Origin of the sequence: Sulfitobacter undariae (assembly GCF_014196805.1) — a bacterium.
Classification (GTDB): Bacteria; Pseudomonadota; Alphaproteobacteria; order Rhodobacterales; family Rhodobacteraceae; genus Sulfitobacter; species Sulfitobacter undariae.
In genome coordinates this window covers 15,094-34,038 of record NZ_JACIEI010000007.1, presented here as the reverse complement: position 1 = coordinate 34,038, position 18,945 = coordinate 15,094, and the positions used below count along the sequence as shown (strand labels likewise).

Annotated in this window: 21 protein-coding genes; 9 read left to right on the top strand and 12 right to left on the bottom strand. The window is 56.7% G+C overall.

What is annotated here, in order from left to right:
* The first annotated feature begins 67 nt into the window (after window positions 1-67).
* Window positions 68-991: a translation initiation factor 3 gene (locus GGR95_RS11185; protein WP_184565845.1), complete on the top strand. Its 924-nt coding sequence runs from the start codon at window positions 68-70 to the stop codon at window positions 989-991.
* A gap of 66 nt (window positions 992-1,057) precedes the next feature.
* Here GGR95_RS11185 and GGR95_RS11180 read toward each other — a convergent pair whose 3' ends face one another.
* From GGR95_RS11180 to cysG, 7 genes are all read right to left on the bottom strand, one after another.
* Window positions 1,058-1,738 carry a M50 family metallopeptidase gene (locus GGR95_RS11180; protein ID WP_184565844.1) on the bottom strand — a complete coding sequence of 227 codons (681 nt, stop codon included), beginning with the start codon at window positions 1,736-1,738 and terminating at the stop codon, window positions 1,058-1,060.
* Between the two features lie 73 nt (window positions 1,739-1,811).
* Complete coding sequence (locus GGR95_RS11175) at window positions 1,812-2,660, bottom strand: ferredoxin--NADP reductase (protein WP_184565843.1); 849 nt, start codon at window positions 2,658-2,660, stop codon at window positions 1,812-1,814.
* 96 nt (window positions 2,661-2,756) lie between these two features.
* Window positions 2,757-3,158: a DUF934 domain-containing protein gene (locus GGR95_RS11170; RefSeq protein WP_184565841.1), complete on the bottom strand. Its 402-nt coding sequence runs from the start codon at window positions 3,156-3,158 to the stop codon at window positions 2,757-2,759.
* Window positions 3,155-3,877 (bottom strand): phosphoadenylyl-sulfate reductase, encoded by a 723-nt coding sequence (locus GGR95_RS11165; protein ID WP_184565839.1) that lies wholly within the window; start codon window positions 3,875-3,877, stop codon window positions 3,155-3,157. The genes GGR95_RS11170 and GGR95_RS11165 overlap by 4 nt, the downstream gene beginning before the upstream one ends.
* A complete protein-coding gene (locus tag GGR95_RS11160) occupies window positions 3,867-5,531 on the bottom strand; it encodes a nitrite/sulfite reductase (protein ID WP_184565837.1) in 1,665 nt (554 codons plus the stop codon). Before GGR95_RS11160 ends, GGR95_RS11165 begins: the two co-directional genes overlap by 11 nt.
* On the bottom strand, window positions 5,531-5,839 hold the full coding sequence (locus GGR95_RS11155) for a DUF2849 domain-containing protein (RefSeq protein WP_184565835.1): 309 nt from the start codon (window positions 5,837-5,839) through the stop codon (window positions 5,531-5,533). Before GGR95_RS11155 ends, GGR95_RS11160 begins: the two co-directional genes overlap by 1 nt.
* Complete coding sequence (cysG, locus tag GGR95_RS11150) at window positions 5,839-7,233, bottom strand: siroheme synthase CysG (RefSeq protein ID WP_184565833.1); 1,395 nt, start codon at window positions 7,231-7,233, stop codon at window positions 5,839-5,841. Before cysG ends, GGR95_RS11155 begins: the two co-directional genes overlap by 1 nt.
* Window positions 7,234-7,371: 138 nt before the next feature.
* Between cysG and GGR95_RS11145 the strand changes: the two genes are divergently transcribed.
* From GGR95_RS11145 to GGR95_RS11120, 6 genes are all read left to right on the top strand, one after another.
* Complete coding sequence (locus tag GGR95_RS11145; RefSeq protein ID WP_184565831.1) at window positions 7,372-7,833, top strand: Lrp/AsnC family transcriptional regulator; 462 nt, start codon at window positions 7,372-7,374, stop codon at window positions 7,831-7,833.
* 9 nt (window positions 7,834-7,842) lie between these two features.
* Window positions 7,843-9,585, top strand: coding sequence for a sensor histidine kinase (locus GGR95_RS11140; protein ID WP_184565829.1), 1,743 nt, complete (start codon window positions 7,843-7,845; stop codon window positions 9,583-9,585).
* Window positions 9,582-10,826, top strand: a complete 1,245-nt coding sequence (locus GGR95_RS11135; protein WP_184565827.1) for a sigma-54-dependent transcriptional regulator — start codon at window positions 9,582-9,584, stop codon at window positions 10,824-10,826. The genes GGR95_RS11140 and GGR95_RS11135 overlap by 4 nt, the downstream gene beginning before the upstream one ends.
* 245 nt (window positions 10,827-11,071) lie before the next feature.
* Complete coding sequence (locus tag GGR95_RS11130; protein ID WP_184565825.1) at window positions 11,072-12,067, top strand: DctP family TRAP transporter solute-binding subunit; 996 nt, start codon at window positions 11,072-11,074, stop codon at window positions 12,065-12,067.
* 132 nt (window positions 12,068-12,199) lie between these two features.
* The gene (locus GGR95_RS11125; protein ID WP_184565823.1) at window positions 12,200-12,880 is read left to right on the top strand and encodes a TRAP transporter small permease; all 681 of its coding nucleotides are present in this window, start codon (window positions 12,200-12,202) and stop codon (window positions 12,878-12,880) included.
* 4 nt (window positions 12,881-12,884) lie between these two features.
* Entirely contained in the window at window positions 12,885-14,261 is a 1,377-nt protein-coding gene (locus tag GGR95_RS11120; RefSeq protein ID WP_184565821.1) for a TRAP transporter large permease, read from the top strand.
* Window positions 14,262-14,338: 77 nt separating this feature from the next.
* Here the strand turns inward: GGR95_RS11120 and tpiA are convergent, their stop codons facing one another.
* Window positions 14,339-15,088 carry a triose-phosphate isomerase gene (gene tpiA, locus GGR95_RS11115; protein WP_184565819.1) on the bottom strand — a complete coding sequence of 250 codons (750 nt, stop codon included), beginning with the start codon at window positions 15,086-15,088 and terminating at the stop codon, window positions 14,339-14,341.
* A 120-nt stretch (window positions 15,089-15,208) separates the two neighbouring features.
* On the opposite strand from tpiA, the gene GGR95_RS11110 reads away from it, so the two are divergent.
* Together GGR95_RS11110 and GGR95_RS11105 are read left to right on the top strand one after the other, a co-directional pair.
* On the top strand, window positions 15,209-16,114 hold the full coding sequence (locus GGR95_RS11110; protein ID WP_184565816.1) for an isopenicillin N synthase family dioxygenase: 906 nt from the start codon (window positions 15,209-15,211) through the stop codon (window positions 16,112-16,114).
* Window positions 16,111-16,737 carry an HD domain-containing protein gene (locus GGR95_RS11105; RefSeq protein ID WP_221384858.1) on the top strand — a complete coding sequence of 209 codons (627 nt, stop codon included), beginning with the start codon at window positions 16,111-16,113 and terminating at the stop codon, window positions 16,735-16,737. The genes GGR95_RS11110 and GGR95_RS11105 overlap by 4 nt, the downstream gene beginning before the upstream one ends.
* Here the strand turns inward: GGR95_RS11105 and GGR95_RS11100 are convergent.
* The 4 genes from GGR95_RS11100 to GGR95_RS11085 are packed head-to-tail and all read right to left on the bottom strand — an operon-like array spanning window position 16,734 to window position 18,869.
* On the bottom strand, window positions 16,734-17,063 hold the full coding sequence (locus GGR95_RS11100) for a TfoX/Sxy family protein (protein WP_184565814.1): 330 nt from the start codon (window positions 17,061-17,063) through the stop codon (window positions 16,734-16,736). The two genes, GGR95_RS11105 and GGR95_RS11100, sit on opposite strands and share 4 nt — an antisense overlap.
* Window positions 17,060-17,422, bottom strand: coding sequence for a HesB/IscA family protein (locus GGR95_RS11095; protein WP_184565812.1), 363 nt, complete (start codon window positions 17,420-17,422; stop codon window positions 17,060-17,062). Before GGR95_RS11095 ends, GGR95_RS11100 begins: the two co-directional genes overlap by 4 nt.
* Before the next feature lie 55 nt (window positions 17,423-17,477).
* Window positions 17,478-18,200: a DUF3307 domain-containing protein gene (locus GGR95_RS11090; RefSeq protein WP_184565810.1), complete on the bottom strand. Its 723-nt coding sequence runs from the start codon at window positions 18,198-18,200 to the stop codon at window positions 17,478-17,480.
* Window positions 18,201-18,260: 60 nt separating this feature from the next.
* Window positions 18,261-18,869 (bottom strand): hypothetical protein, encoded by a 609-nt coding sequence (locus GGR95_RS11085; RefSeq protein ID WP_184565808.1) that lies wholly within the window; start codon window positions 18,867-18,869, stop codon window positions 18,261-18,263.
* Window positions 18,870-18,945 lie beyond the last annotated feature (76 nt).

Genomic DNA, 18,945 nt, shown 5'->3' with positions numbered 1-18,945 from the left:
TTTGGGCTGTAATGGTGTGAATGTAGGCAGCCATGTTACGTTATGCCGCTACAAAAGGGGAAATATAATGAAGAATCTTGTTTGGGTTGTTGTTGCAGCTATTATCGCAGTTGGGGGCTATGTCCTTTATTCTGGTCGCAGTGTGCAAGACATTGCAAGCGATGTAAGCGCAACTGCGACATCCGCTGCAGCTGAAGTTGCGGAAACCACATCGGAAGTTGCCGAAGCAGCAGCAGATGTTGCATCTGAAGCGGCAGAAGCTGTTACAGAAACAGCAAACGACGCGGCAACAGCGACTGCTGATGCGGCCTCCGACGCTGTTGCAGCAACCACAGAAGCAGCAAACGACGCGGCTACAGCGGTGACAGAAGCAGCATCTGACGCGGTAACTGCAACAAGCGATGCAGCAACAGCCGCAACAGAAGCAGCCTCTGACGCAGTAGCTGCGACAACAGAAGCAGCAAACGATGCCGCAACAGCAGCGACCGAAGCGACTACAGCTACCGTTGATGCCGCCACACAAGCGGGCTCCGATGCAGCAGCTGCTACAACGCAAGCCGCAAGCGATGCAGCAACAGCCGTAACGGATACTGCCACAGCCGCGACAGACGCAGCTGCTGATGCTGTAACCGCGACAACAGACGCTGCAACGGCAACTGCCGAAACTGCAACTGAAACCGCCGCCGCAACAACTGAAGCTGCCGCCGATACAGCAGCCCAAGCTGCAGACGCCGCGACAGACACAGCAACAGCTGCAACTGATGCGGCTGCAGACACCACTGCGGCAGCAACCGATGCGGCGAGCACGTCCATGACCGATCTGCTGACAGTTGATGGTTTCAACATGGAAAAAGTTTCAGAAATGCTGAACAACTCCGATCTGGGTTCCATGCAGAAAACTATGCTGACTACTGGTCTGGAAGCTGCCAAAAACAACCCTGAGGTTCTCAAGGTTGCGCTTGAAAAAGTACGCGAAGCGCTTGGCATGTAAGTCAATCGACTGAAGCAAAGGAAAAGCCGCTCCATTCGGGGCGGCTTTTTTTATGGAGCACAGTTTTTATAGGGTTTTGCGGAAATCTATGTTGGATCGGGTGCCCAGGATTTGCCGCAGGCAAAGGGCGATGACAGCCAGACTGATCAGCAACCAAAGCCCGCCCCAGAATACTGTTGGGCCGCCGAACTCTGCCGCCAACATATAAGCATCCGACTGCGCGCTGGAACGTGCAATGGTATCGTCAAAAATATCATAAGGCACATAGATCAGGCTGCTCAGCCCGATCACCCGTAAAACCATATCATTTGCGCTGTGGCCCAGAAAGCGCGCCATCGACAGCAGGACCAGCCCTGTGGCAATACAGAAACCTGCGGCAAACAGATCACGCACATAAAGCGCTGTGACAAGCAGCATCAGGCCCCCCAGAAGGGCGGTAATCATTCGGTCTGCGGTGCTGCGCATCGCGAGCATCAGCAAACCCGCCCCCATCACCAGTGATCCCAGATACCCCGCCGACAGGATCACAAAGCGGCTGCCGCCACGGGTGATGGCAAAGCCACCTTGGGCGGGGGAGAGGGATATCTGCTCAACCGAACCCCCTGTCAGCCACGCGGCTGTAGCATGGGACAGTTCATGCAAAAACACGATGAGGATTTTCAGCGGGACAACCACAGGCGTTTGCCACAGGGCAAAGACAAGGGCAGTGAGGGCAAGCAATTGCCAATGGGATTTGATAAAAGTCATGCTCTGATCACGCATGCGGGCGCTGCAAATGTCAATTCACAGCGCCCGATCAATGTGTTGGGAGTGGGCGAATTTAGCCGACAAAGGCCTTTTCAACCACATAGTGCTTGGGATCAGAGTTTGCGCCTTCCTCAAGGCCGAAACCTTCCAGCACTGCTTTGATATCCGTGTTCAACCCGATGGAACCACAGACCATGGCACGGTCGGTTTCGACGTTGATGCCCTCAATGCCCAGATCTCGGAATACAGTGCCGTCTTGCAGCAGCGTGGTGATGCGGCCCATCTTGGGGCTTTGTTCGCGTGTGGTGGTGGGGTAATAGCGGATTTTTGCAAGGTTCTCGGGGCCGATCAATTCCTGCATCATCTCATCCGCCAGCAGATCATCGATCAACTTGCGCGAATAATCCAGCTCGGCGGCATTGCGGCAGGTATGGGTGACAATGACCTCATCGAATTTTTCATAGGTTTCGGGTTCACGCAGCAGCGATGCGAAAGGGGCAAAGCCAGTGCCAGTGGCGAAAAACCAGATGCGTTTGCCGGGCAGCAAGGCGTCATGCACCAAAGTGCCCACAGGTTTGGGGCGCAAAATGATCTCGTCGCCGACCTTGATGTGTTGCAAACGCGATGTCAGCGGGCCGTCTTGCACTTTGATTGAATAAAACTCCAACTCATCGTCCCACGCAGGTGAGGCAATGGAATAGGCGCGCAGCAAGGGTTTGACCTTGCCCGTTTCAGGATGCGGTTCGCCCATCAACCCGATCATCACAAATTCACCCGAGCGAAAGCGCATGGTCGCAGGGCGCGTCACGCGGAAGGAAAACAGGTGGTCAGTCCAATGGGTGACAGCGGTGACCGTCTGGGCATCGGGTAGGGTGGGAACGGCTTTGGCGGTGTCTGTGGTCACTGGTTTTTGCTCGGTCATGGTTTCTCCGTAGAGCGATGCTCCACGGTCCTTTTCTTAGACAGGGGAAAGGCTGTGCGCAATGCACACAGTTTTGTTCAGGGGGAACTGTGCGGATTAGCCGCGCAAACGGGCCTGATAATCATGCGCATTCCAATCGGCGCGGAACTGCCATTGATCCGCAGGTTGGCGGGCGGCAAGGGCTTCGTCGATCTCGACCTCGTCAAAACCGCTGCGCCGCGCCATGGCGTATTGATCGGCCAACACATGACCGCGCGCGCGCAGGCGGCCTGTGTATCCGCGCAGGCGCAGCGCCTTGGCGATGGTAAACCCGCGCCCGTCCGCAGAGGAGGGGAAATCAATGCGGATCATTTTGAGCGCCTCAGTCAATGCAACCTCTTCGGGTTGCGCATCCGAGGCCAGATCAAGGGCCGCGCAATCATTCGCTGCCCCCTCGGCGCAAAAGCCGCCTGTCCAATCGTCTGTGGTAAATCCGCTGTCGTTTACGATCACGCTCATGTTGTTGCTCCTACTCGCACCATTTTGCCGTTCACAAAGTGGATGCCGCATTCATCTTTTTCCTGACCGCGCCAGCGGCCTGATCTGGGGTCTTCGCCGTCGGCCACGGGGGTGGTGCAGGGCGCACAGCCAATGGATGGATACCCCCGCGCCACCAAGGGATGGCGGGGCAGGTTGTTTTCGGCCATGTATTCTTTCACGTCCTCAGAGGCCCAATGGGCCAAAGGGTTCACTTTGATGCGCCCTGTGCCGTCTTCCACCTCAAAGGCGGGTAGCTCGGCGCGTTGGCCGGATTGAAACCGTTTGCGGCCTGTGATCCACCCGTCAAACCCCGCCAGCGCCTTGTTCAGCACTTGGGTTTTGCGCAGATCACAGCAAGCATCAGTATCACGCTGGTGCAAGGTGTTGTCCGGGTCCGCCAGCGTTGTATCTGCGCGGATCACTTGGACCTTGCGCAGACCCAGCTTGCGGGCGACCTCGCGCTGGTATTCCAGCGTTTCGGGAAACAACAACATCGTGTCGATGAATATCACCTGCACATCGGGCTGCACCCGTGAGACCAAATGCAACAAGGCCACGCTTTCGGCGCCAAAACTAGAGACCAGCGCAAGGTTGGGCGCGGCCGCGTAGGCGCGGCGCACGATATCCGCTGCGGCGTGATGTTTGAGCGCTGTATTCAGCGCCCCCACTTGCGAGTTTAACGGATCATCAAGCGGCATTGGCTTTAGCCTCGGGGTAAAGGGCCGCCTTAAACGGGGCCAATCCAGCACGGCGATAGGCTTCTAAAAACGTCTCGCTTGGGGCTTGGCGCAGGTCCAGATAAGCCAGAACAATGCGTTCAATCGCGGGGATGATTTCATCAGCCGAAAAACCGGGGCCAGCACGTTCACCAATGGCGGCGTCTTGGGTGCCGTCACCGCCCAGCGTGATCTGATAGTTTTCCACCCCTGCACGGTCCAGACCAAGGATGCCGATATGACCGACGTGGTGGTGCCCGCAAGCATTGATGCAGCCTGAGATTTTGATCTTGAGCGGGCCTACTTCATGCTCCAGCTTCAGCTCGTCAAATCGCGTGGCGATTTCTTGGGCAATCGGGATCGAACGGGCCGTTGCCAGCGCGCAATAATCCATACCGGGGCAGGCGATGATATCAGAGATCAAGCCGATGTTGGCTGTACCAAGGCCAGCGGTCTTGAGGCGGGCATGTACTGCGGGCAAGTCAGCACGGTGCACATGGGGCAGGATCACGTTTTGCTCATGCGAAATGCGCAGCTCGTTATGGCCGAATTCCTCGGCCAGTTCCGCCATCACCCGCATTTGCGCGGATGTCGCATCACCCGGTGTCGCGCCATGCGCCTTGAGCGAGATAGACACAATCGCATAGCCTTGGGTGCGGTGGTCGCTGAGATTGGTATCAGCCCAAGCGCGGAACACCGGATCAGCGGCATAAGCCGCATCATAGGCATCAAGGGACGAGGTCTTGAACTGCGGCAGGGCAAAGTCAGCCTCAATCTGCGACAACATCTGTTGATCCACACCTGTGAATTGCGGACGGATCAACGCATAACGCGCATCCACGCGGGCGCGGATGTCCTCAATCCCGTTTTCATGCACCGTAATTTTGATCCGTGCTTTGTATTTATTATCGCGACGACCCAACAGGTTATAGACGCTGACAATCGCCTCCAGCGTTGGCAACAGATCTTCGGAGGCCACAAATTCATACAGCACTTTGCCAATCATCGGCGTGCGGCCAAGGCCCCCACCAACAATCACCTCAAAACCGCGCAAACCGTCTTTTTCAACAATGCGCAACCCGATGTCATGGGCTTTCAGCACTGCACGGTCATGGGCCGCACCAGAGACGGCGACCTTGAACTTGCGGGGCAGGAACTGGAATTCGGGGTGGTCGGTTGACCATTGGCGGATCAATTCGGCGATCGGGCGCGGATCAGCGATTTCATCAGCGGCAGCGCCTGCGAAATGATCGGCGGTCACGTTGCGGATGGTGTTGCCCGAGGTCTGGATCGCGTGCATATCCACTTCGGCCAACGCGTCCAGCATATCTGGCACATCACGCAGCTCGGGCCAGTTGTACTGGATGTTCTGGCGCGTGGTGAAATGGCCATAGCCTTTGTCCCACTTATCCGCGATATCCGCCAGCTTGCGCATCTGGCCGCCGCTCAGCGTGCCATAAGGGATCGCCACGCGCAGCATATAGGCGTGCAGTTGCAGGTATAGACCATTCATCAGGCGCAGGGGCTTGAATTCATCTTCAGTCAGTGACCCATCAATGCGGCGCTCAACCTGTGCGCGGAATTGGGCGTTGCGGGCGGTGACAAAATTGCTGTCAAAATCGGAATAGGCGTACATTATACATGCTCCTGCTTGCTTTGGGCTTGCTTGCCATGGGCGTAGTTGGACGGGCCTGTGGCGCGGAATTCTTCGCGGAAATGGGTGGTGGCGATGCCGTTGGTGGTATCGACGACGGCCAGATAGACGCCGACAACATCGGCCACTTGGGCAGAGGCTTCGAGCAGGCGGATTTCGGCGTCTGCCTCGTCGGTCAGAACCTCGGCTTGGGCCAGATCGCGGACCCATTCAGTGCCACATAGATAAATGACATCACCTTTGAGCAGATCATTGGCGGTGATAACGGATGGTTGGAACGCTTTGGCCATTATGCGAATTCCTCAAGCTTGAGTGTAGGGGTGACAGCCAGCGCCGCACGCGGGGCAAGGCCGACAAAGGTTAGCGCGGGGCCAGACATATTGGCGGCCTCCAGCGCAGCGGGCAGCGCGTCCAGTGTGGTTTCCAACACGCGTTGGTTAGTGCGGCTGGCGTTTTCGATCAACGTGACGGGGGTGTTTCTATCGGCACCGTGCATCAGCAGGCGGCCCTGAATGAAACGCGCGGATTTTTTGCCCATATAGATTGCAGCAACTTCGCCTGTCCGTGCCAGCGTGCGCCAGTCGTGATCGGCAAAGCCGCGGGTGTCATGGCCTGTCAGAAACCGAACAGAGGCGTTGCGGCCGCGTTTGGTAAAGCTTTGTCCGATGGTCGCCACAGCGGCGGAGGCCGAAGTGATGCCCGGCACAATGTGCCAGCCGATGCCATGGGCGTCCACGGCGTCAATCTCTTCGTCCAGCCGGCCAAAGATGGTGGCATCGCCAGATTTCAGCCGCACAACCTGTGCGCCTGTCTGTGCATGCTCAACCAGCAGGTCGTTGATATATTCTTGGGACGTAGACGGGCCAAAACCCTCTTTACCCACGTCAATCATTGTGGCTTCGCGGCGGGCGAGTTCAAGAATTTCAGGGGTGATCAAGCGGTCATAAATCACCACATCCGCCTCATCCAAAGCGCGGCGTGCTTTTAGGGTCAGCAATTCTGGATCACCGGGCCCACCGCCCACAAAGGCCACATGCCCTGCGCGGGCCGTTTTGGTCAGGTGTTGGTCCAACAAAGCATTCAGGGCAGGGCGCACATGCTCTTGGCCGCCGCTTATCGCTTTGGGACCGTCATTAAAATAATACGAGCGCCAGAAATCGCGGCGCGCACGGCCAAAGGGCAAGGCATCTGCTGCGGCACGAAAAGTTTTTCCGATCCGCGCCAGCGTGCCAAGGCTCTGGGGAAGGCGTTCTTCCAGATCAGCCTTGATCGCACGGGCCAGAACGGGGGCTGCGCCCTCGGTGCCGATGGCGATGGTGACGGGATCACGGTCCACAATGGCGGGGGTGATGAACTGGCTGTCTGCCAGATTATCGACGATGTTCACCAATGCACCGGCATCCTTCGCCAGTTTCGCTGTGCGGGCGTCTTCAACCGCTTCTTCGTTGGCGCCGTAGAACAAGGTGGCATCAACCACGTCTTTGGCTTCCATGGTACGGGTGATCAGCGTGAGCTGACCCGCAGTGTGCCATTGCTTTATCTCGGGGGTTGCGTCAGCTGCATACACAATGATTTTGCCGCGTGTTTTCATCAGCAGGCGCAGCTTGGCCATGGCCGCATCGCCACCGCCTGATACGATAATGCGGGCGTTGCGGGTGCTTAGGAAGATCGGGAAGTGGTCCATGGCTGCATATCCTCTGCTGTCTGAGTGATATATAGGACATTTTCCCTGTATTTCGCCATATGTCTGGATACATAAGGACGTTCGTTCTATGCTGGTCTGAGGTTGGAACATGTGTTCGGAAATTAGGAGTGAAGTGGAATGAGCGTTCGGGTGGATGAGACAGATCGGAAGATTTTGGCGGCGCTTCAAAGGGATGCCAGCCAGTCATTGGATGATATTGCGCGTGAAATCGGTTCGTCCAAGACGCCAGTGTGGAACCGGATTCGGAAATTGCGCGAAGCTGGGGTGATCGGGCAGCATACTGTTGTGCTGGATGCCGAGGCATTGGGCCTAGAGGCGTGCTTCTTTGTGCTGATCCGTACCTCCGAGCACGAAGCAGATTGGCAGGCGAAGTTTCTTAAGGCGTTGCAAGACCGCCCCGAGGTCCAAGAGGCGCACCGCCTTGCAGGCGACATTGACTATATACTCAAGGTGCGCGTCGAGAACGCCCGCGCGTATGACCGTTTCTATCAGGCACTGATATCAGAGGTGCGCGTGCATAATGTGACTGCACTGCTGTCGATGGAACAGATCAAATCCACCACCATGCTGCCGCTGTAAACCGCAACGATGAGATTTCGCATTGGCAAACGCGCCCTGCGCACTGTGGTTTTTATCGCCTGTATCGCAGGGCCGAGTTTCGCTGTCTGGCATTTTTCAACGCAGCAAGGGCTTGCGCAGCTTTCGGCGCGGGGCAGTGCCGATCTGGCGTTGGCCAGTGACCGTCTGGTGGCGCAGCTGCAACGTTACCGCGATCTGGCGGTTGTGATGGCGGATCATCCACAGGTGACGCGGGTGTTGGCAGGGGCTGTGCAGCCCGAGGACACCACGCTGTTGCAAGGCGTGGCTGACCGCGCGTCGGCGCTGGACGTGATGGTGATTGACCGTATGGGCCGCGTTTTGGCCTCTGCGGGGGATGGTGCAGGCAGTGCCAATGCGGGCAGGTTTGTGCGGCGTGCGTTGAACGGGGCATTGGGGCGCGGTTATGGGCCAGATCGGGGCGACGGGCGCAGCTATTTCTACGCGGCACCTGTTTTTAGCCCGCAAGGGCAGGTGCTGGGTGCGTTGGTGGTTTCTACGGATCTGAGTTCGGTTGATTATGCTTGGCGCGGTGATACACCGCCGGTGTTTTTTACCGATGCACGGGGGCAGGTCCAAGTCTCCAACCGATCGGAGTTGATCTTTTGGCAACATCCCGAAGCACCACCCGAACTGCGCAGCGGTAAAGGCGAGATGCCGACATTTGCGGTGTCTTACACGGGGCCGCATGAAATCTGGCGATTGGGATGGGGGCCGTATCTGCCACGTGAGGCTCTGCATCTGACACAGGATTTACCAGTCATCGGCATGACAGGTGAAGTTTTGATGGATGTCGGACCTGTGCGCAGGTTGGCCACGGCGCAGGCGGCTGCGGTGGCGGCGCTGTTTTTAGCGTTTGGCGCGCTTTTGGTGCTGGCAACGGTGCGGCGGCGGACGTTGGCGCGGGCAAATGCCCAGTTGGAAACGCGGGTGCGCACCCGCACCCAAGCCCTGCGCGACACCAATGACGAGTTGCGCCGCGAAGCCGCCGAGCGCGAGCAAGCGCAATTGGCGCTGGCCCGTGCCCAAGATGATCTGGTGCAAGCCAGCAAGATGAGCGCGCTGGGGCAGCTGAGCGCGGGCATCAGTCATGAGTTGAACCAACCGTTGATGGCCGTGCAATCCTTTGCCGAAAACGGCGTGCAATTCATCGCACGCGGCCAGCCTGATCGCGCTGCTGAAAACCTGACCCGTATTTCCGATATGACGGGGCGCATGGGACGAATTATCAAAAACCTGCGTGCCTTTTCCAAACAGGAAACCGTGCAACAGGTGCGTGTTGATCTGGGCGCAGTGCTGGCCAGTGCGTTGGAGTTGACGCAGACGCGCCGTGACGCGATGGGTGTGACGCTGAATTACGCGCCACCTCAGACGCCGTTGTGGGTGCGCGGCGGCGAGGTACGGCTGGGGCAGGTATTTGTCAATCTGTTGACCAATGCGCTGGACGCGATGGAGCACGCACAGCCCCGCGGCTTGGGCATCACTATTACACAAAACGGCCCTGTAACGGTGGCAATCTGCGACACAGGCCATGGGATCAAGGCAGCTGATCAGGTGTTTGATCCGTTTTATTCCACAAAAGAGGTGGGCGCGGCCAAAGGTGTGGGACTTGGCCTGTCGATCAGCTATGCGATTGTGCAAAGCGTTGGGGGCGAAATCAGGGCTGAGAACACCCCGCAGGGCGCATGTTTCTCGGTGACGCTCCAGCCCATGACACAGGAGAATACGCCATGACGACAATGGTTCTTTTGGTTGATGACGATGCCGCCGTGCGCGAGGCCCTATGCCAGACGCTGGAACTGGCCGCGCTGACCTGCATCGCGGTGGGGTCATTTGTGGTGGCTGTGGATCACATCACACCTGAATTTGACGGGGTGATTATCTCGGATATCCGTATGCCGGGCCGTGACGGGTTTCACCTGCTGGCGCATGCACGTGGGGTTGATCCTGATTTGCCTGTGATCTTGCTGACAGGCGAAGGGGATATTCCTATGGCCGTGCGTGCCATGGGCGAAGGTGCGTTTGATTTTCTGGAAAAACCCTGTGCCGCCAAGGATCTACTGGCTGTTGTGGATCGGGCGTTGAAAACCCGCGCACTGGTTTTGGAAAACCGCGAGCTGCGCCAATTGGTCGAGAGCGGCGATCCTGCAGCGCGGATGATTTTTGGCGTCTCGGATATGGCTCAAACCCTGCGCGCCCAAGTGCGCCGTGTGGCCCAAGCACAGGGCGATGTTTTGGTGATGGGGGCGCAAGGGTCGGGTGTCTCCAAGGTGGCCGAGGTGATCCATCTGAGTTCCTTGCGCTCTAAACGTCCGTTTATCAAACGTGCGGGCCATGATCTGGATGCGGCGGCACTGGCGGCGGCATTGGCTGAGGGCGAGGGCGGTAGCCTGTTTATAGACGAAATCGCAATGCTGCCCGCCCAAAGCCAGCTTGCCTTGATCGAGGCGTTGGATGGCGCGCCCACCACGCGGCTTATTGCGGGATCGACCCGTGATCTTGCCAGCCAGCTAGAGGCGGGACGCTTTAACGCCGACCTCTATTACCGCCTGAGGGTGATGCCCGTTCGCATTCCAGCCCTGTCCGAGCGGCCAGAGGATATTCCCGCGATGTTCAGCCGCTATGTCGCCCAAGCCGCAGAGCAAAGTGGACAACAAGTCCCAGAGATCACGCCACAAGTCGAGGCGGCGCTGATGGCCCGCGATTGGCCTGGAAATGCGCGCGCGCTAATGACCGAGGCGATGCGTTTTGTCATGGGGATTGATGATCTGATCCGTCCCACGCCCCTGCAAGTAGATGCGGGGTTGGGGTTGGTGGCGCATCTGGCGCAGGTTGAGCAATCTTTGATCCAAAGCGCGCTGCGGCGTGCTGGCGGCCAAGCAACCGAGGCGGCGGCAGCGTTGAAACTGCCACGCAAAACATTTTACGACAAATGCACCCGCTACGGGATCAAACCAGAAGAATATCGTAATTAAGATCGCGCGCTGAAGTGTGCGGATTTTCGCACAATTGGCGTCTAGGGAGTGCGAAATTTCGCACAAACGTCAAATTTACGCGCGTTATTATTTGAGGTGTGTTTCTGTAAGTATTTGATATTATTTATTTAATAGGTTTGGGTTCGAGCCACTTTGTGCACGCTTGCGATAGGCGGATTGCCCCCTAATAGTGACGCAGCGCGGCGCAAGCCGTACTGGAATCACATTCTCTGGGAGGAGACATCATGAAATTTGTAACTTCAGCCGTTGTGGCACTTTCCCTATCCGCGGGCGCGGCGATCGCAGCCTGCGACGACGGCGAAATTGTCATCAAGATGAGCCACGTCACCAACAGTGACAAACACCCAAAAGGCATCGCAGCATCGCTGCTGGAAAGCCGCGTCAACGAAGAGATGAACGGCAAAGCCTGCATGGAAGTTTTCCCGAACTCCACGCTGTATAATGATGATCAGGTTCTCGAAGCGATGCTTCAGGGCGACGTTCAGATGGCAGCGCCTTCCTTGTCCAAGTTTGAGCAGTTCACCAAAGTTTTCCGCATTTTCGATCTGCCCTTCGTGTTCAAAAACATCGAAGCAGTTGACGAATTCCAGAACTCGGACGCGGGTATGGCGATGAAAACCTCCATGGAGCGTCGCGGCCTGACCGGCTTGGGCTTTTGGCACAATGGTATGAAGCAAATGTCTGCCAACAAGCCGTTGATCAAACCAGAAGACGCAGCGGGCCTGAAATTCCGTGTGCAGCCTTCCGACGTGATCAAAGCACAGATGGAAGCGATCAAAGTAAGCCCGCAGCCGATGGCCTTCTCTGAGGTGTACGGCGCGTTGCAAACCAAAGTTGTGGACGGTCAGGAAAACACATGGTCCAACATCTATGGTCAGAAGTTTTTTGAAGTCCAAGACGGCACAACAGAAACCAACCACGGTGTTCTGGACTATATGGTTGTGACCTCCACCGACTGGTGGGAAGGCCTACCAGATGATGTACGTACACAATTGGGTACCATCGTCGAAGAAGTAACCGCCGAGCGTAACGCAGCGGTTGGCCAAGTAGATGCAGAAGCGCGTCAGGCCATTCTGGACGCAGGTGGCAAAATTGTAGAACTGAACGCCGAACAGCGTCAGGTCTGGGTTGATGCAATGAAGCCCGTTTGGGAGCAGTTTGTTGGTGACGTAGGCCAAGAAAACATCGACGCCGCCCAAGCGATCAACGCCAAACACTAAGACCTGAAGGTCTGATCTTCACCCCGCCCGAGAATTTTGGGCGGGGTGTTTTATTTGCGCTTTTGCGCAGTTCTAATTTGCAGTTCCCAATCAAGGTGCGCACCCGCGCACCCCCTTTGCAGGAGTGTTCCCATGGCACATGCCTATGAGGCGAAAACGGCGCTTGGCCGTATCGTCAATGAAATAGAAGAAACGGCGATTGCTGTGATATTGGGGGGGATGACGTTGATCACCTTCATCAACGTCGTATTACGCTATGGCTTTAACACGGGCCTGATATGGGGGCTGGAAGCGGTGACGTTTCTGTTCGCATGGCTGGTGCTGTTCGGCGTCAGTTATTCGGTCAAGGTAACCGCGCAATTGGGTGTGGATGCTGTGATCAACCTGTTTTCCCCGGCCACACGGCGTATTCTGGCGCTGGTTGCGGGGGCGGTTTGTATTGCCTATGCCGCTTTGGTTCTGAAAGGCGCATGGGATTATTGGGCGCCGTTTGCAGGGCTTGATGCCACCTCTGGCCGCTGGTTTCCAACAGGGTTCGAGAATTCGCGCGATCAGGCGTGGTATGAGGTCGTTGACCTGCCGTTCCCTGAATGGCTGCGCTGGATTGAACCGATCATGAATGAGGGCGAAACCTATGGCAAACTGCCACGCTTCATCCCTTATGCGATTTTGCCGTTTGGTATGGCGCTGCTGCTGTTTCGTTTCATTCAGGCGTTTGTACGCATCTGGACGGGGGAATCCACCAGCCTGATCGTGAGCCATGAAGCCGAAGATGACATCAAAGATGTCCAACACCTGAACGCGGGGGATTAAGCGTATGGAAGTCCTTGTTCTCTTTATGATGGTGATCGGCCTGATGCTGATGGGGGTGCCGATTGCGGTATCTCTGGGCACTTCGTCGATCCTGTTCTTGCTGGTGCTGTCTGACACTTCGCTGGCGTCTATTGCGCAGACCTTGTTCCAAGCGATGGCAGGCCATTACACGCTGCTGGCGATCCCGTTCTTTGTTCTGGCCTCGGCGTTTATGTCGACGGGCGGTGTGGCGCGGCGGATCATCCGATTTTCTATCGCGCTGGTCGGGCATTTGCCCGGCGGTCTGGCGATTGCGGGTGTCTTTGCCTGTATGATGTTTGCGGCACTGTCCGGCTCATCCCCTGCGACGGTTGTGGCCATCGGCTCTATCGTGATCGTGGGCATGCGCGAAGTGGGCTATACTAAAGACTTCGCCGCAGGCGTGATTGCCGTTGCTGGCACCTTGGGCATCCTGATCCCGCCCAGCATTGTGATGGTGGTTTATGCTTCTGCTACGGATGTGTCCGTGGGGCGGATGTTCCTTGCGGGGGTTATTCCCGGTCTGCTGGCGGGTTTCATGCTGATGCTGACGATCTACATCATCGCCCGTATCCGCAACCTGCCCAAAGGTGAATGGCATGGCTGGGGCGAAGTACGCCGCAGCGGTATCGAAGCGGGCTGGGGCCTGTTCCTGATCGTGATCATCCTTGGTGGTATCTATGGCGGTATTTTCACCCCCACCGAAGCAGCTGCGGTTGCAGCGATCTATGCCTTCTTGATCTCGTCCTTTGTCTACCGCGACATGGGGCCACTGCATGTAAAAGGCGATGGGCACAATCTGGCGCTGTGGGAAAAACCCATGGCTTTGATCACGGCCTTTTTCCACCGTGATACACGTGATACCCTGTTCGAGGCAGGCAAGCTGACGGTGACGTTGATGTTCATCATCGCCAACGCGCTGATCCTGAAACACGTCCTGACGGATGAGCAAATCCCCCAGCAAATCTCCTCGGCGATGTTGAACGCGGGCTTTGGTCCGGTGATGTTCTTGGTCATCGTAAACGTGATCTTGCTGATCGGTGGGCAGTTCATGGAGCCGTCGGGCCTGTTGGTGATTGTAGCACCTCTGGTGTTCCCGATTGCGATGGAGTTGGGGATTGACCCGATCCATTTGGGCATCATCATGGTGGTGAACATGGAAATCGGGATGATCACGCCGCCTGTGGGGTTGAACCTGTTTGTCACCTCTGGCGTGGCGAATATGCCGATGATGAATGTGGTGCGTGCCGCGCTTCCATTCCTTGCCGTGTTGTTCGTCTTCCTGATTATGGTGACCTACATCCCGATCATCTCAACGTGGTTACCAACCTTGATGATGGGGCCAGAGATTATTGTGAAGTAATCCGAGGCAAGACAGAAAAAAAAGGCGCAGGACTGCTTGGTCCTGCGCCTTTTCTATTGTGGGGTCGCCTCAGAAGTTTAGCTGTTGGCAAGGGCCGCGATGATCGGGGCAAAGTCTGTGGCCTTGAGAGAGGCCCCCCCGACAAGCGCACCATCTACATTCTCAGCTTGGAAAATCGTCGCGGCGTTATCTGGTTTGACCGAACCGCCGTAGAGTAGCGGGATCATGTCTGCGACTTCAGCACCACAGCGGGTGACCAGTTTGGCGCGGATGAAATCGTGAACCTCGATGATCTGCTCCAAGGTAGGTACTTTGCCCGTACCGATGGCCCAGATGGGTTCATAGGCGATGACGGTGTTGCTGGTGGTCATGCCGTCGGGCAGGGAGCCGGCAAGCTGGCCTGCGATGATGTCGAGGGTGTTGTTGGCCGCGTGGTCATCCAGTGTTTCACCGATGCAGATGATCGCGGTGAGGCCCGATGCCCAAGCAGATGTGGCTTTCTTGCGCACATCTGAGTCGCGCTCTTCGTGGGTGTCGCGGCGCTCGGAATGGCCGACGATGACAAAGGTGGCGCCAGTGTCCGCGATAAGGTCTGCGGAAACATCACCTGTGAACGCGCCGCTGTGCTGCATGTGGCAGTCTTGTGCGCCGATCATGATGTCAGTGCCGCGTGCGGCTTCGGTGGCGCGAAACAGTAAAGGGGCAGGCGGGCAGATCACCACTTGGGGCGGGTTTGGCGGCAGGAGGTCTTTAAGTGTTTTCAGTTCGGAAAGGCTGGCTGCGTTGCCATTCATTTTCCAGTTGCCTGCTGCCAGTTTGCGTCGCATGTGCTGTCCTTTGTTTTGATTTCTCGTTCCTATCAGTCGCCTTTGATCAATTCAACGATGGGGTTGGCTAAGGCGGCTATGACAGGGTAGGAGTTTGGCAAATATGCAAGGAGTTGGATTATGATCCCGTCTATTGATCTTGAGGCGTTGAGCAAGGGCCAACCCGCGGCGCTGGATGCGATGCGGGTGGCAGCAACAGATGTCGGCTTTGCAACCGTATATAACACCGGTCTGGCAGCGGCGCGTGTGCATGAGGTGATTGAGACCTACCGTGCATTTTTCAAACTACCTGACGCGCAAAAGAAGCCTTATGATATGGCGGGAACTGGGGCCAATCGCGGTTGGGGGGCGGCTGGGACAGAGCAAGTCGATCCTGATGCAAACCCTGATTATAAACAGTATTTCGACAGTGGTGTTGCGCTAGAGGCGGATGATCCACGCAATGAGATGTCAGTTTATGCGCCTAATATCTGGCCCACAGCTCCAGAGGGTTTTGAACGTATCATTGCGGGGTATTACGACGATGCCCGTGTCGTTGCGATGGAGGTTTTGCGCGGTGTTGCACAGTCGATCGAAGCGCCACGTGATGCGTTTGATGCAGGGTTCGAGACGCCCATGGCCTTGCTGCGCGGCAATTATTACCCCTCAAGGCCTGATTGGGCGGGGGCCAAGGATTTTGGCATTGCGACCCATACGGATTACGGCTGCCTGACATTGCTGGCGACAGACGGATCACCCGGATTGGAAGTGCGCAAACGCGGCGGCGGCTGGATCCTTGTGAGCGCCGAGCCGGGTACTTTTGTCATCAACTTTGGCGAGATGATGGAGGTCTGGACCGATGGCCGTGTGCGCGCGACCCCGCACCGTGTTGTCGGTGGTCTGGCCGAGCGGATTTCCGTACCGCTGTTCTTTAACCCGTCCCATGACACCAATGTGGCACCTTTAGGATCAGGCAAAACAATATTGGCGGGCGAACATCTGGAAGCGCGGTTTGCCGAGACCTATCTGCATCTGAAGAAATCATGAGCGCGGTCTATGAAGCAGAGGTTATGCGTGTCTGGGGCGCGAATGTGGACGGTGCACATGATGTTTGGCATTTGCGGCGTGTCTGGGCATTGGCCCAGAAAATCGCAGCCCAAGAGGGCGGTGATCTGGGGGTGATTGAAGCGGCCTGTTTCTTGCACGACATCGTGAACCCACCCAAAGACAGCCCGCAGGGGAAACAGGCGGCGGCATTATCTGCGGCCCATGCCACTGCTTTCTTATCCGAGCAAGGTATGGCGCCAGCGCAGGTGGATGGCGTAGCCCATGCCATTGAAGCGCATAGTTTTTCTGCAGGCGTGACGCCGCGCACCCTAGAGGCGCAGGTGGTGCAAGACGCCGACAGGCTAGAGGCATTGGGGGCTTTGGGCATTGCCCGTTGCTTTAACGTCTCGGGACAGATGAACGCGGCGCTGTTTCACGGCGGGAATCCGATGGCGCAAGACCGTGACTTGGATGACCGCGCTTATGCGCTGGATCATTTTGAGGTGAAATTATTGCGGGTGGCAGAAACGCTGAATACTGTAACGGCGCGTGATATGGCGCAGACGCGGGTGGATTTCATGCTTAGTTTTCGGGCACAATTACTGGATGAGGTTGCGCTTTAGCGCAGGACTTCCAAGGCTTCGCGCGCCAATGCGCAGGCTTCCTCGGGATCATCCAGATAGGCGTCGGGCAGGGTCCAGTAAGGCATGGCCGAGGTCGCCCCGTTTTTGCGGGTATAGGTCCATTCCTCGCCACCAAGCTCTGCCATTTTGTCGGCAAAGGGGCCTTTGGCAGCTTTCAGCATCAGCCGACCATCGGACATCATCAGGGCAAAGATCGTATCGCCTGAATAGATCCCCATGCCGCCGAACATGCGGCGGGTGGTCAGATCGGGGATGTCAGACAGCAATTCACGCGCGAATTCCATATCTGCTGCGGCAAGGCTCACTTGGCAAAGAGGGCTTCGTCGAATTTAATCGATTCACCACATCCACATGCTTCGGAAACGTTGGGGTTGTTGAATTTGAATCCTGATTCCAGCAGCGATGTTTCATAGTCGATTTGCGTGCCAAACAGGAACATCTGTGCCATCGGAGCGATCATCACACATGCGCCGCCTTGCTCCACAACTTCGTCGTTGGGATCGGCGTCATCCACATATTCCATGGTATATTCCATACCCGCACAGCCGCCTTTTTTCACGCCGATGCGCAGGCCAGCGTGGCCTTTGGCAGTCATCAGTTTGATGATTTGCGCTGCTGCTTTGTCGGTCATGGTGACCGCTTGTTTGCCTGGAATTCCGAACATATGGGTGCTCCTTCTACTATCCTAGATAGGCGTGCATGACTTTAATCTCAAGGGGCTAGTAACCCAGAGCGCGCATCGTTGCCATGGTGGCGAAACTGGCGCCCAGCGCCCAGCCAAAGGAGGCTAATGTGCCGATGATGACATATTCGCTCATCTTCTGGTCACGGGCGACAGTGTCAAAGCGCAAAATAGATTTGGCAGCGATGAGAAAACCAATGCCAGAAGGTTCGCCGATCATGACCATCAAAAAGATCAAGCCCCGCTCCATCAGGCCAATCATCCGGCCTGCATATTCCAAGCCATCTGGCTGTGCGTCTGATTTATAGCGGCTCATCAATTGGCCGACGGCCACGCCTCCCGCCAATGTGGCGGTGATCAACCCGCAAAGCACCAGTGCGATCTGGATCATATCTGTGGACAGCGGGGGCCACCACGGGGCCAGCAGCCATGCAGGCAACCACAAAACAGCGTAGAGCAAAACAGCAAGATGGGCGCATTGATCCAGTAAATAGGTCCGCAGCGTATCAGGTGCCCATTTGATTTTGACCGTATCTATTGCGATATGGCTCAGCGCAATGCCAAGGCTCAGCAACATCGCGCCACCTGACAGCAAGGCTGTGATCGCAAAGACATGCGCCCCATGCATCAGCATGATCCAAGGCCGTTGCTTATTCAGAACCATATGTGTGGTTTGAAACACAAAATCTGCCAGCAGATGTGCCGCGACCAAGGCGACCAGAAGTTCGATCGTGAGGAGGGGGATGATGGGCAAATTCATGTGCGATTTTGTCTTTATGTGAATTAGGTTGCTTTTTATTTATGCAACCTAATTTAGTTGCTATTTCTGGGTTTCAAATGCGCTACAGCAGTCAAGAAGCGCGGAAACACCTGCGGAATCCGCCTGTTTTTGCGTCATCTGACGGCTACGGCCAAGGCTTTGAGCGAGGGCGTCTTGTGTCGGGGCATTGGGGGCCAACAGGGCAAGAACCACTTGTGCTTGTTTCTGCGTCCAGCCCAAGGCGATACGGTCGGCAAGGGGTAGGGCTGTGCGCAAGTGTTGTGGGGCATCGGGGGCGGCCATACGTGGCGCACGTTTGAGCGTATCCAACGCGTGACCCGATTGCAAAAAGGCAGGACCGTCGGCACCAGCCAGATCATTGCCCGTCAGATGGCCCACACCGATGCCGATCCCAAAGCGCGTGTCATGGCCTTTGCCAGTTGTGCGCACGGCAGCACGCATGACCAAAGCGGCACGCATGGCATAGATAGGCGGCAGGGCCATTTGCCAACCATCGCCGCGGAACCGTGCAAATGCGGTTTGGCTATCGGGCCAGCACCCGATACCCTTTGCCGCGCTTTCCAGCGCGGCAAACACATCGCCCAATACCTGCGCGCCCATGTCGCTAGAGCGTACAATGTCGCCAGTAAATACCGCCCAGTTTTGCATATTCGCCCCTTGGCTGTCGCAGGTTTGCGCTATTTTGACAGGCCATGCGCGCAGGGGCAATGATTTATGCTGACTG